Here is a 12,606-nt window from a genome sequence, read left to right as displayed (position 1 = left end):
CGGCCGGCGGTACCCGGCAAGGATCGTGCTGGCAGTCGTGGCCGGCCTTCGATCCACCGGGGAAGCGCCAGCCGGGTCGTCGCGACGCCGCCGGCCGGTACCCCGCGCGGCGAGGCCCTGTGGGCAGGAACACGCACCGGTCGCAGTCTTAGGCCCGGCGATGCGAATCCGAACCGGCGCGCGGCCGGCGCAGAGCCGCTTGCAGCCAGTGCCCTGTTCAAGCAGCCAGTGCCCTGTTCAACGCGACGCAACCCGGTAGACCGCACATGACCGGCAAGCGGGATGTCGGCGACAGGCGGAAGGCTGGCGAAGATCGGCGCCGCAGCTGCCCGCCGGCAGCGACTTCGATCCCGACGCCCCCGTCATGTTGAGCCCGGCCAACCGGCCACGCGGGCCGTATCGGCAACGTCGCGACAACATCGCAGGCGATGGATCAGGGCCGTTCCAGCAGCGCGTCGGCGGGATGCCCGGCTACCGCCCTCAATGCACCTCGCGCCGCACGTGCCGCACGAAGCGGCGCAGCAGCTGGCGGGCCAGGGGGGCGGCGCTGACGTCGCGGGCCAGGCTGCGGGCGCAGCCGCCGTGGCGGGCGATGCAGTCGGCGCGGGCGCGCACGTAGCCGCGCATGTGATGGGTGGCGAATTCGGGGTGGAACTGCAGGCCCCAGGCCCGCTCCCCCCAGCGGAAGGCGTGGCAGTTGTCCTGCACCGAGCGCGCCAGCACGGTGGCGCCTTCCGGCGCGCGCAGCACGGTCTGCAGGTGGGTGGCGTGGGCCGGGAAACTGGCCGGCAGGCCGGCGAACAGCGGATCGGTGGCGGCGGGTTCGGCCAGCTCCAGGCGGATCGTGCCGGATTCACGGCCGGCCGGGTTGTAGTCCACCTGCCCGCCCAGCGCGTGCGCCAGCAGCTGGTGGCCGTAGCAGATGCCCAGCAGCGGCATGCCGCCGTGGGCGGCTTCGCGCAGCCAGTCGGCGCTGCGTTCGCTCCAGTCGGCGCGGTCGGTGACGAAGGCGGCCGAGCCGGTGACGATCGTGGCGGCGAAGCCGTGGCGTTCGGGCAGGCGTTCGCCGCGCTCGACGTTGACCACCACGGTCTCGGCTTCCTCCAGCCCCGCGGCGACGCGGATCCAGTGCGGGAAACGGCCGTAGCGGCGCAGGGTCGGGAACGGTTGCCCGGTTTCGACGATCAGGAACGGCTGGGACTTCATTCCGCGGGAGGCAGTACTGAAAGGACTTCCTCGATTGTAGTCAGCCCCTGCGCCACCTTTTCAAGCCCGGTGCGGCGCAGGGTTCGCAGCCCTTCGGCGCGTGCGGCGCGGCTGAAACCGGCCAGATCCATGTCGCGCGCGATCAGCGCGCGCAGCCGCGGAGCCAATGGCAGCAGCTCATACAGGCCGATCCGGCCCATGTAGCCGGTGCGCCGGCACTCCAGGCAACCGACCGGCGCACAGGCGTGGATGGCATCAGGTAATGCCTCATCGCCATCACGCAGCGGCGCCCATTCCTCGTCGTCGAGCACGTCGGCGCGCTTGCAGTGCGGGCACAGGGTGCGCACCAGCCGCTGCGCCAGCACGCCGTTGACGGTGGAGGCGATCAGGTAGTGCGGGATGCCCAGGTCGAGCAGGCGGGTGATGGCCGAGGGCGCGTCGTTGGTGTGCAGGGTGGACAGCACCAGGTGGCCGGTCAGCGCCGCCTGCACCGCCATCTGCGCGGTCTCCAGGTCGCGGATCTCGCCGATCATGATGATGTCCGGATCCTGCCGCAGCAGGGTGCGCACGCCGCTGGCGAAGTCCAGGTCGATGTTGGCCTGCACCTGCATCTGGTTGAACTCCGGCGCGATCATCTCGATCGGGTCCTCCACCGTGCACACGTTCACGTCCGGCGTGGCCAGCCGCTTGAGCGTGGAATACAGGGTGGTGGTCTTGCCCGAACCGGTGGGGCCGGTGACCAGCACGATGCCGTGCGGGCGCGACACCAGTTCGTTCCAGCCGGCCGCTTCCTCCGGGCTGAAGCCGAGCTGCTCGATGCTCTTGAACGCCGCGTCCGGGTCGAAGATGCGCATCACGCACTTCTCGCCGAACGCGGTGGGCATGGTCGACAGGCGCATCTCGACCTCGCGCCCGCCCGGCGAGCGGGTCTTGATGCGGCCGTCCTGCGGCCGCCGGCGCTCGGCCAGGTCCATGCGCCCGAGCACCTTGATGCGGCTGACCACGGCGGTCATCACCGCCGGCGGCAGCTCGAACACCTTGTGCAGCACGCCGTCGATGCGGAACCGCACCCGGCCCATGTCGCGGCGCGGTTCCAGGTGGATGTCGCTGGCGCGCTGCTCGTAGGCGTACTGCAGCAGCCAGTCGACGATGCTGACCACATGGTGGTCGTCGGCGTTGACGTCGCCGGCGCGGCCCAGTTCCACCAGCTGCTCGAAGCTGGGCAGGCTGCCGCCGTCGCTGCGCGCGTCGCCGCGGGCGCCCCGCACCGAGCGGGTGACGCCGAAGAACTCCATCGAATAGCGGTGCAGGTCCAGCGGGTTGACCAGCACGATCTCGATCCGGCGCCGGGTCAGGTGCTGCAGGTCGGGTATCCAGTCGCGTGCCATCGGCTCGCTGGTGGCCACCAGCACGCGTTCGCCGTCCATCGCCAGCGGCAGGATGCGATGGCGCCGCGCATAGGCATGCGAGACCACGGCGGTGGCATTGGCCACGTCCACCCGGGTCGGGTCGATGCGCAGGTGGCGGACGCCCGTGCGGGCGGCCAGCCATTCGGTCAGCCGTTCCAGCCCGAGCTCGCCGGACGCCGGCGGCGCGGCGGCCAGCTTGAGGTTGGCCAGCAGCACCAGCGGGTGCACCTCGCTGGCGTTGCGCGCGCCCTGCGCCGAGAAACGGATGCGCTCCTGGTCGTGCGCGGCCACCAGGCCGTCGCCGAGCAGGGCGGCGGCGATATTGGAAAACTGCAGCCGGCCGGGGGCGATGGCCATCGGCGGCGGCGGGGTCGGAGGGCTCTGCGCGGCCTGCTGTTCCACCTGAAACTCCTTGCTGGCGCGGCCGCCGCGCGGTCGCTCGCTATACTAGCGCACCCATCCGTACGGCCCAGGCAGCATGTCCGCGACTCCCACCGTTCCGATCACTTTCCAGGGCCTGATCCAGACCCTCAACGACTACTGGGCGAAGCAGGGCTGCGTGCTGATCCAGCCGCTGGACCTGGAAGTGGGCGCCGGCACCTTCCACCCGGCCACCTTCCTGCGCTCGATCGGCCCGGAAAGCTGGAACGCCGCCTACGTGCAGCCCAGCCGCCGTCCCACCGACGGCCGCTACGGCGAGAACCCCAACCGCCTGCAGCGCTACTACCAGTACCAGGTGGCGATGAAGCCCAGCCCGGACAACATCCAGCAGCTGTACCTGGATTCGCTCAAGGCGCTGGGCATCGATCCGCTGGTGCACGACCTGCGCTTCGTCGAGGACAACTGGGAATCGCCGACCCTCGGCGCCTGGGGCCTGGGCTGGGAAGTCTGGCTCAACGGCATGGAAGTCACCCAGTTCACCTACTTCCAGCAGGCCGGCGGCCTGGAGTGCCGCCCGGTGCTGGGCGAGATCACCTACGGCCTGGAGCGGCTGTGCATGTACCTGCAGAACTGCGACAACGTCTACGACCTGGTGTGGACCTACGGCCCGGACGGCACCCCGGTCAGCTACGGCGACGTCTACCACCAGAACGAGGTGGAGCAGAGCACCTACAACTTCGAGCATGCCGACGTGGAGGAGATGTTCCACCGCTTCGACGCCTGCGAGAAGGAAGCGCAGAAGCTGGTCGAGGCCGGCCTGCCGCTGCCGGCCTATGAGCAGGTCTGCAAGGCTTCGCATTCGTTCAATCTGCTCGACGCCCGCCGCGCCATTTCGGTGACCGAGCGCCAGCGCTACATCCTGCGCGTGCGCGCGCTGGCGCAGGCGGTGGCCAGGCTGTACGAGGCCAAGCGCCTGGAAGCGGTGGCCGCCAAGGAGGTGCAGGCATGAGCATGCAGCCGCTGCTGATCGAACTGGGCGTGGAAGAGCTGCCGGTCAAGGCGCTGCCGGGCCTGGCGCAGGCGTTCTTCGATGGCGTAATCGACGGGCTGGCCAAGCGCGGCATCGCCTTCGAGCGCGACGACGCCAAGCCGCTGTCCACCCCGCGCCGCCTGGCCGTGCTGCTGCCGGGCGTGGAAACCGAACAGCCCGAGCAGCACTCGGAAGTGTTCGGCCCGTATCTCAACATCGCGCTGGACGCCAACGGCGAGCCGACCAAGGCGCTGCAGGGCTTCGCCGCCAAGGCCGGCATCGACTGGACCGCGCTGGAGCGCACCACCGACGCCAAGGGCGAGCGTTTCGTGCTGCGTTCGGTGACCCCGGGCGCGAAGACCGCCACGCTGCTGCCGGAGATCGTGCGCGAGGCCATCGCCGCGATGCCGATCCCCAAGCCGATGCGCTGGGGCGCGCACGAGTACGCTTTCGCCCGCCCGGTGCACTGGCTGGTGCTGCTGCACGGCAACGACGTGGTCGATGCCGGGCTGCTCGGCCTGAAGTCCGACCGCTTCAGCCGCGGCCACCGCTTCATGGCCGACAAGCAGGTATGGCTGAGCACCCCGAACGACTATGTCGATTCGCTGAAGGCCGCCAACGTGCTGGTCGACCCGGACGCGCGCCGCGAGCGCATCGTGCACGAGGTCAACGCCGCCGCCGCGCAGGCCGGTGGCGTGGCGCGCATCACCGACGACAACCTGGAGCAGGTGGTCAACCTGGTCGAATGGCCGTCGGCGGTGCTGTGCGGCTTCGAGCGCGAGTTCCTGGCGGTGCCGCAGGAAGCGCTGATCGAGACGATGGAGATCAACCAGAAGTTCTTCCCGGTGCTGGATGCGGCGGGCAAGCTCACCGAGAAGTTCATCGGCATCGCCAACATCGAATCGAAAGACGTGGCAGAAGTCGCCAAGGGCTACGAGCGCGTGATCCGCCCGCGTTTCAGTGATGCCAAGTTCTTCTTCGACGAGGACCTCAAGCAGGGCCTGGCGGCGATGGGCGACGGACTGAAGACCGTCACCTACCAGGCCAGGCTGGGCAGCATCGCCGACAAGGTGCAGCGCGTCAGCGCGCTGGCGCAGGCCATCGCGCCGCAGGTCGGTGCCGACCCGGCGCAGGCCAGGCGCGCCGCCGAACTGGCCAAGAACGACCTGCAGTCGCGCATGGTGGGCGAGTTCCCCGAGCTGCAGGGTATCGCCGGCCGCCACTACGCCGTGGCCGGCGGCGAATCGCCCGCCGTCGCGCTGGCCATCGACGAGGCCTACCAGCCGCGCTTCGCGGCCGACGACATCGCGCTGTCGCCGCTGGGCAAGGTGCTGGCGATCGCCGAACGCCTGGACACGCTGGCGGGTGGTTTCGCCGCGGGCCTCAAGCCGACCGGCAACAAGGATCCGTTCGCGCTGCGCCGCAATGCGCTGGGGTTGGCGCGCACGATCATCGAGTCGGGTTTCGACCTGGATCTGCCGGCGCTGCTGCATACGGCGGGTGAGGGCGTGATGCTTTCTATGTCCGAGGTTGCGCTGAGAGAAAAGTCACGCGCCAGCGATGAGGCGAAGAGCAAGGGCATAGAAGTCCCGGCATCGCATGCCAATGCTCGTTCGCTCGCAGCGACCCAGCATACGGAACTCTACGACTTCATCATCGACCGCCTGCGCGGCTACTACGCCGACAAGGGCGTGCCCGCCACCCACTTCAACGCCGTGGCCGAACTGACGCCGGCCTCGCTGTACGACTTCGACCGCCGTATCGACGCCATCGGCACCTTCGCCCAGCTGCCGGAGGCTGAGGCGCTGGCGGCGGCCAACAAGCGCATCCGCAACATCCTGCGCAAGACCGAAGGCGACATCCCGGGCGCCATCGATCCGGCGCTGCTGCGCGAGCCGGCCGAGAGCGAGCTGGCCGAGGCCGTGGCCGCGGCCATCGACGACACCGGCGCGGCGCTGGCGCAGAAGGACTACGTCAGCGTGCTGGGCCGCCTCGCGCGCCTGCGTCCGCAGGTCGATGCGTTCTTCGACGGCGTCATGGTCAACGCCGAGGACCCGGCCCTGCGCGGCAATCGCCTCGCGCTGCTGCGCACCCTGGGCGACCGCCTGGGCAGCGTCGCCGCGATCGAGCATCTGTCCGGCTGAGGCATGGACGCGGCCGCCTCCTGGCAGTCCGCGCAGGCCGCCCTGGCCCGGCGCGACATGCCGGAGGCGCGCCGGCACCTGCTGGCGGTGCTGGAACGGCACCCCGCGCATGCCTACGCGCGGGTGATGCTGGCCGGCACGGTGCTGGCGCAGGGGCGTCTGCGCGAAGCCGTGCAGCAGCTGCAGCAGGCCGCGGCGCAGGAATACGACGATCCGGCGCTGTTGCTGCGGGTGGCGCAGGCGTTGCTGCGGGTGGGCGACAGCGAAGGCGTGGCGACGCTGATGCGCCAGGCCTGCGTGGCGCGCTGCGATGAGGCGTCCACCCTGGCGGCGCTGGCCCACGTGCTGCAGTCGCTGGGCCTGCATGCCGATGCGCTGCGGCTGATGCGGCGCGCCGCGGCGGCCGGGTTCGACAACGCCGATTTCCACTACTTCCTCGGCGTGCAGCTGCAGTTCAACGGCGAACTGGATGCGGCTGGGCAGGCGCTGGCGCGCTGCCTGGAACTGCGCCCCGGCCATGGCCGCGCCGCGCTGACGCGTGCGCGCCTGCGCCGCTGGGAGGCCGGCGACCACCATGTCGACGCGCTGCGCCGGCAGCTGCAGGCCGCCGGCGCCGACAGCGAGGACGGCGCGGCGCTGTGGTTCGCGCTGTACAAGGAACTGGAGGACCTCGGCGACCTGGACGGCGCCTGGGACGCGCTGCGCCAGGGCAATGCAACGATGTGGCGGCGGCTGCGCCACGACCGGCTGGCCGACCAGGCCCAGCACGCCGCCATGGCGCGGCTGGCGGCGGACGGGGCCTTCGCCGCGGCCGACGGCGTCGAGGACGACGGCGGCGCGCAGCCGCTCTTCATCGTCGGCATGCCGCGCTCGGGCACCACGGTGCTGGAGCGCATGCTCGGCAACCATTCGCAGGTGGCGTCGGCCGGCGAACTGGGCGATTTCGCCCAGCAGCTGCGCTGGGCCGCCGACCAGGCCGGACGCGCGCTGCTGGATCCGCCGCTGCTGCGGGCGCTGGCGTCGCTGGACTACCGGAGCATCGGCCAGGGCTATCTACGCCAGGTGCGCTGGCGGCTGCAGGGGCAACGCCGCTTCATCGACAAGCTGCCGCCCAACTACCTGCTGGCCGGGCCCATCGCCCGCGCGCTGCCGCAGGCGCTGATCGTGCATGTCCGGCGCGACCCGATGGCGGTGTGCTTCTCCAACTACCGGGCGATGTTCGGCGACTCCTACGGCTACAGCTACGACGTCGATGCCCTTGCCGCGCACCACCACGCCTATGCGGAACTGATGCGCGCCTGGCAGCGGCACCTGCCCGGGCGGGTGCTCGAGATCGACTACGAAGCGATGGTGCGCGACCCCGAGGCGGCGCTGGGGCAGGTGCTGCGCCGCTGCGGCCTGGCGCCCGAGCAAGGCGCCAGCGACCTGACCCGCAACGCCGCGGCCACGGCGACCCTGAGCAGCGTGCAGGTACGCGAGCCGGTGCACGCGCGCAATGTCGAGGAATGGCGGCGCTACGCCGAACGGCTCGCACCGCTGCGCGAACGCCTGCAGGCGGCCGGATGAAACAGGGGCGGCCGTGGCCGCCCCCGTTCCCTCCCCTGGCCGCGCGGGCTACGGGTTGCGCCCGAAACGCCAGTTCACTTCCAGCATGTAGGAGCGGCCGTAGCCGTTGTAGTTGAAGATGTTGTAGTACGGATAGCTGGTGTAGGTGCGGTCGCGCGGCGGCCGTTCGCCGGTCAGGTTGTTGGCGGTCAGGCTCAGCGAGACGTCGTCGGTCACCGCGTAGTCCAGGGTCAGGTTGAAGGTGGTCCACGCCTTGACCTTGCCGGCGTCGTCGGCCGCGTATCCCTCGGTGCTGTCCTGCGCGGCGAAGTTCGGCGTGCGCCCGTAGCGGATGCCGTACAGGGTGGTGGTCCAGTCGCCCATCTGCCAGCCCAGGGTGGCGCTGAAGATGTTCTTGAACTCCGAGGAGTAGTAGGGGTCGCGCAGCAGGTCGATCACCGGGTCCTCCGGGTACTGCTGGCTCTCGTGCTTGAGGGTGACGTTGTAGCGCGCGCCCAGCATGAAGCTGCCCCACGCATCGGTGGCCCAGCGGTAGTCCATGTTGGCGGTGATGCCGCTGACGTCCTCCTTGGCGACGTTGATCGGGTTCACCGCCACCGTGTTGATCTGGTTCGGCTGCGGTGCATTGGCGCCGGCGCGGCCGATGCGCTGCAGGGCATCGACGCAGGTGGGCGAGCCGGCGTCCAGCTGGCCCTGGCGGCAGGCCGACTCGTTGCGCAGCAGCATGTCCAGGTCGAGGTCGGCGACCTTGTTGTCGATCTTGATGCGGTAGTAGTCGGCGCTGACCGTGAAGCGCGCGCTGGGCGACCACACCACGCCGCCGCCCCACGACTTGGCGGTGATCGACTTCAGGTCGGGGTTGCCCGCACGCGAGCCGCGCACCTGTTCGTCGTTGTAGGAGCACTGGCTGATCGGCACGCCGGGCTCTTCGGTGGCGCAGCGGTAGTAGTCGGGCACGAAGGTGTAGAAACCGCTGTCGCCGGCGAACACGTAGGCCATGTCCGGCGACTTGAACGCGGTGGCGTAGTTGGCGCGGAACAGCAGCGAATCCAGCGGGCGGAACTCCAGCGCTCCCTTCCACGTCGCGCGCGAATCGCTGCCGCCGCCCTTGTTCTTGTAGTCGTCGTAGCGCCCGGACAGGCTGGCGGTGAGCAGGCTGAAGATCGGCACGCGCAGTTCCACCGCCGCGGCCCAGTTGTCGCGCTTGCCCGATCCCTGGGTGCCGCTCAGGCCCCAGAACTCGTCGCCGACCACGCGCGGGTCGGTGGGGTTGCTCCAGGACTGCTGGCCGGCCTGCAGCACGCCGGCGAAGCCGACGTCGCCGGCCGGCAGCGAGAACAGCGAGGTATTGGTGAACTGCAGGTTGACGTTCTGCGTCCAGGTCTTGGACTTGGTGCGGATCTCGCCCTGGAAGCTGCGGTACTGCTCGGGCGTCAGCGGCTGGTAGAAGCCGGCGTCGTCGGGCTCGTAGATCGGGTAGCCGTAATAGTCGCCCAGCTGTGGCCCGAGGAAATGCTCGCGGAAGAAGTCCTCCATCCTGTCCTTCAGCGGCCACCACTGGCGACTGTCGATGTGGTACTCCGAGCGCGCGTAGTAGGCGTTGTAGTCCCAGTTGGACTGGCCCACCAAGCCCTTGATGCCCACCGCGACGTTGTAGGAATCGGCGGTCTGGCGTTCGTTGTTGAAGTCGCGGTCGCCGGTCTCCTCGGGCGAGAAGATGCGCTGGTAACTCTCCAGGTCGCCGGTGAGGTTGTTGAAGATGTAGCCGCTGGTGTCGATCGAGGGCTGCCAGAAGCGCGATCCGGAGTTGCTCTCGTTCTTGGTGCGGTTGAGCAGCACGGTGGCGTAGACATCGGTGCTGTCGTTGAGCGCGTAGTTCAGGTTGGCGTAGCCCGACGCGCTGCGCTCCTTGTTGAGGATGGTCGAATACCCCGGCTCGTAGCGGCTGCCGCAGTAGTTGCCGCGGCCGGGGCGGGTGTCGTACATGGTGGTGCCGCCGAACAGGCCGGCCAGCGGCGCGCAGGCCGCCTCGCCGGGGTCGATGTAGGCGCCGCTGCTGCCGTTGTGCACGAACGTGCGGCTGCCGTAGCGGGCGGCGACATCGGGGTTGTCGTTGGTGGAATCGAAGTCCTTGCGGTTGAAGCCGTAGATCGGGTCCTGGTTGCTCAGTTGCAGGCCGGCGGTCAGGTCCAGCGTGTCCCAGCTGCGGCCGCTGGTCAGCTGGAAGCGCTGGTTGCCGCCGCCGCCGCCGTCGTAGCTGCCCATGCGGAAGCTCATCTGGGTGCCGTCCAGCTGCTTCTTCAGGATGATGTTGACCACGCCGGCGATGGCGCTGGAGCCGTAGATGGACGACTGGTTGCCGGGTGCGATGTCGATGCGCTCGACCATCGCGGTGGGGATGCTGGCCAGGTCGACGAAATTGCTCTGGCCGTTGTAGAGCAGCGGGTAGTCGGCCATGGGGCGGCCGTCGATCAGCACCAGGGTGAAGCCCGGGTCCAGGCCGAGCAGGCTGATCGGCTTGGCGCCGGGGGTGAAGCCGCCGGAAAACTGGCTGTCCTGCACGGCGCCGGTGGCCAGCGGCTGCGAGCGCAGCACCTCGTACACGTCCTTGAAGCCCTGCTTCTGGATGTCCTGGGCGGTGATCGAAGTGATCGGCGTGGCGGTCTCAACCTGGACCTGCGGGATCAGCGAGCCGGTCACGGTGATGCGGTCGAGGGTCTCTACGTTCTTCCTGGCGCCGGCGTCCTCGGACTGGGCGAAGGACAGCGGGGAATAGGCGGTGATGGCCGCGCAGATGGCGGCGCTCAGCAACTGGCGTTTCATGGGATGGATTCCTGGCTCGCGGCGGGTGGACGACGGAACCCAGTCGGACCGGACGCTCTTCCAGGAGCGGATTCGTTCGCGGCCCTGCCGCAACGACGCATGCATGACCGGAGGGGCTGGATGCGTTCACGATAATTTAACCGTCCGGGTGAAACCGCCGTGATGATTCCGGCCTTCACGAGCGCCCGGTATGCTGTCGCGATGCTGCCCAAGAACCTCGCATTTCTCCTTTTTCTGGCCACGTTCGCCGCCGTTCCCTTCGCCCATGCCCGCGGCACGATCGAGAAGGTCCAGATCAAGGGGCTGGACAAGGGCGACGATGCCGCCATCATCGAGAACATCGAGGTTTCGCTGTCGCTGTACGACGCGATCGGCAAGGTGCAGGGCGAATCGCGGCTGGAGTACCTGCTGTCGCAGGCCGAGCGGCAGACCCGGCAGGCGCTGGAGCCGTTCGGCTACTACAACCCGACCATCAGCGTGGAGGCCCCGCGTGACGGCGACACGGTACGGGTGGTGATCCAGGTGGAGAAGGGCCAACCGGTGCGGGTGCGCCAGTCGGAGGTGGTCATCACCGGCCCGGCCGCGCGCGACCGCTACCTGCAGCAGGACCTGGAGGATTTCCAGCCGCGCGAGGGCGAGCCGTTCGACCACAGCACCTACGAGGCCAGCAAGGTCGTCATCACCCGGCGCCTGTCCGAGCGCGGCTACTTCGATGCCGATTTCACCCAGCGCAAGGTCGAGGTGACCCGCGCCGAGGACGCGGCCGACATCTTCCTGAGCTGGGACAGCGGCCGCCGCTACAACATGGGCCGCATCACCTTCAACCAGGACTATTTCCGCCCGGGCCTGTTCGACCCGCTGGTGTACTGGGAAGAGGGCAGCTACTGGCACGAGGGCAAGCTCGACCGCCTGCGCGAATCGCTGACCAAGCTGGACTACTTCAGCACCATCGACATCCAGCCGCACCCGGAGGACGCCTATGGCGACGGCGAGGTGCCGGTGGACGTCAGCCTCACCCTGGCCAAGCGCACCATCTACACCGCCGGCCTGAGCTACGGCAGCGAGAGCGGCGCGGGCGTGCGCGGCGGCGTGGAGCGGCGCTACGTCAACAGCCGCGGCCACAAGCTCAACACGCAGCTGGACTACGCGCAGAAGCGCAAGAGCCTGATCACCAGCTACCGCATCCCGGCGTTCCGCTGGCTCGATGGCTGGTACACCTTCGCCGCCAGCGCCTACGACGAGCAGACGCGCTACATCGACATGCGCAACTTCAAGCTGATCGGCAGCCGCAGCGGCGAGATCAACCAGCACTGGACCGCGATCGCCTCGGTCAACGCACTGCGCGAGCGCTGGCGCTACAGTTCCGGCGACCAGTTCACCGACGCGGTCTACCAGTACTCCACGCTGGTGTATCCGCAGCTGACCGCCGACTACCTGGACGTGGATGACAGGGCGTTCCCGCGCCGCGGTTTCAGCGGCAACGCCACGCTGCGCGGCGGCATCGAAGGCGTTGGTTCGGACACCAGCTTCGTCCAGGCCGACGCCACGCTGCGCTGGTACATGCCGCTGGGCGACAGCGACCGGCTGATCCTGCGCGGGCAGGCCGGCACCACCTGGACCAGCGACCTGGTGGCGATGCCGCCGAGCCTGCGCTACTTCGCCGGCGGCGACCGCTCGATCCGCGGCTACGCCTGGCGCGAGGTCGGGCCGCGCACGCCGCCGCCGGACAAATACGCGCTCGGCGCCAAGCACCTGGTGGTGGGCTCGGCCGAGTACGAGCACTACTTCGGCGGCGGCCCATGGGGCGCGGCGGTGTTCGTGGACACCGGCAGCGCCTTCGACAACAGCATCGACCTGCATACCGGCGTCGGCTTCGGCGTGCGCTGGAAATCGCCGGTGGGCCCGGTGCGCATCGACATCGCCCATGGCCTGAACCATCCCGACTCGCAGTTCCAGCTGTACCTGAACATCGGAGCCGACCTGTGAGCCGCCGCCCCGCCCCCGCCGCGTCCGCCGACCTGACGCCCGAGGAACGCGAAGCGCGCAT

Annotated in this window: 7 protein-coding genes; 4 read left to right on the top strand and 3 right to left on the bottom strand. The window is 69.4% G+C overall.

Annotation, left to right across the window (positions count from 1 at the left end; all coding sequences use genetic code 11):
* Positions 1-480 precede the first annotated feature (480 nt).
* Positions 481-1,206: a glutamine amidotransferase gene (locus tag CQ393_RS03950; protein ID WP_153190327.1), complete on the bottom strand. Its 726-nt coding sequence runs from the start codon at positions 1,204-1,206 to the stop codon at positions 481-483.
* Positions 1,203-2,972 carry a GspE/PulE family protein gene (locus CQ393_RS03945; protein ID WP_153190456.1) on the bottom strand — a complete coding sequence of 590 codons (1,770 nt, stop codon included), beginning with the start codon at positions 2,970-2,972 and terminating at the stop codon, positions 1,203-1,205. The genes CQ393_RS03950 and CQ393_RS03945 overlap by 4 nt, the downstream gene beginning before the upstream one ends.
* A 121-nt stretch (positions 2,973-3,093) precedes the next feature.
* Here CQ393_RS03945 and glyQ point away from each other — a divergent pair, with 121 nt between their 5' ends.
* Genes glyQ through CQ393_RS03930 form a run of 3 tightly spaced genes read left to right on the top strand, consistent with a single transcriptional unit; the run spans position 3,094 to position 7,736 of the window.
* A complete protein-coding gene (gene glyQ / locus CQ393_RS03940; RefSeq protein WP_153190326.1) occupies positions 3,094-4,005 on the top strand; it encodes a glycine--tRNA ligase subunit alpha in 912 nt (303 codons plus the stop codon).
* Positions 4,002-6,170 carry a glycine--tRNA ligase subunit beta gene (gene glyS / locus CQ393_RS03935; RefSeq protein WP_153190325.1) on the top strand — a complete coding sequence of 723 codons (2,169 nt, stop codon included), beginning with the start codon at positions 4,002-4,004 and terminating at the stop codon, positions 6,168-6,170. The genes glyQ and glyS overlap by 4 nt, the downstream gene beginning before the upstream one ends.
* 3 nt (positions 6,171-6,173) lie before the next feature.
* Entirely contained in the window at positions 6,174-7,736 is a 1,563-nt protein-coding gene (locus CQ393_RS03930; RefSeq protein ID WP_153190324.1) for a sulfotransferase, read from the top strand.
* A 48-nt stretch (positions 7,737-7,784) separates the two neighbouring features.
* Here CQ393_RS03930 and CQ393_RS03925 read toward each other — a convergent pair whose 3' ends face one another.
* Positions 7,785-10,559 carry a TonB-dependent receptor gene (locus CQ393_RS03925; protein WP_153190323.1) on the bottom strand — a complete coding sequence of 925 codons (2,775 nt, stop codon included), beginning with the start codon at positions 10,557-10,559 and terminating at the stop codon, positions 7,785-7,787.
* A 201-nt stretch (positions 10,560-10,760) separates the two neighbouring features.
* Here CQ393_RS03925 and CQ393_RS03920 point away from each other — a divergent pair, with 201 nt between their 5' ends.
* On the top strand, positions 10,761-12,545 hold the full coding sequence (locus tag CQ393_RS03920; RefSeq protein ID WP_153190322.1) for an autotransporter assembly complex family protein: 1,785 nt from the start codon (positions 10,761-10,763) through the stop codon (positions 12,543-12,545).
* Positions 12,546-12,606 lie beyond the last annotated feature (61 nt).

Source organism: Stenotrophomonas sp. MYb238, assembly GCF_009496535.1.
In the GTDB taxonomy this organism is placed as follows: domain Bacteria; phylum Pseudomonadota; class Gammaproteobacteria; order Xanthomonadales; family Xanthomonadaceae; genus Stenotrophomonas.
This window is presented reverse-complemented; position numbering and strand designations above follow the sequence as displayed.

What these genes read in the sequence shown, in the direction of transcription:
- CQ393_RS03950 (WP_153190327.1), bottom strand. Translation starts at nt 1,206, where the DNA reads ATGAAGTCCCAGCCGTTCCTGATCGTCGAAACCGGGCAACCGTTCCCG.
- CQ393_RS03930 (WP_153190324.1), top strand. Translation starts at nt 6,174, where the DNA reads ATGGACGCGGCCGCCTCCTGGCAGTCCGCGCAGGCCGCCCTGGCCCGG.
- glyS (WP_153190325.1), top strand. Translation starts at nt 4,002, where the DNA reads ATGAGCATGCAGCCGCTGCTGATCGAACTGGGCGTGGAAGAGCTGCCG.
- CQ393_RS03920 (WP_153190322.1), top strand. Translation starts at nt 10,761, where the DNA reads ATGCTGCCCAAGAACCTCGCATTTCTCCTTTTTCTGGCCACGTTCGCC.
- CQ393_RS03925 (WP_153190323.1), bottom strand. Translation starts at nt 10,559, where the DNA reads ATGAAACGCCAGTTGCTGAGCGCCGCCATCTGCGCGGCCATCACCGCC.
- CQ393_RS03945 (WP_153190456.1), bottom strand. Translation starts at nt 2,972, where the DNA reads ATGGCCATCGCCCCCGGCCGGCTGCAGTTTTCCAATATCGCCGCCGCC.
- glyQ (WP_153190326.1), top strand. Translation starts at nt 3,094, where the DNA reads ATGTCCGCGACTCCCACCGTTCCGATCACTTTCCAGGGCCTGATCCAG.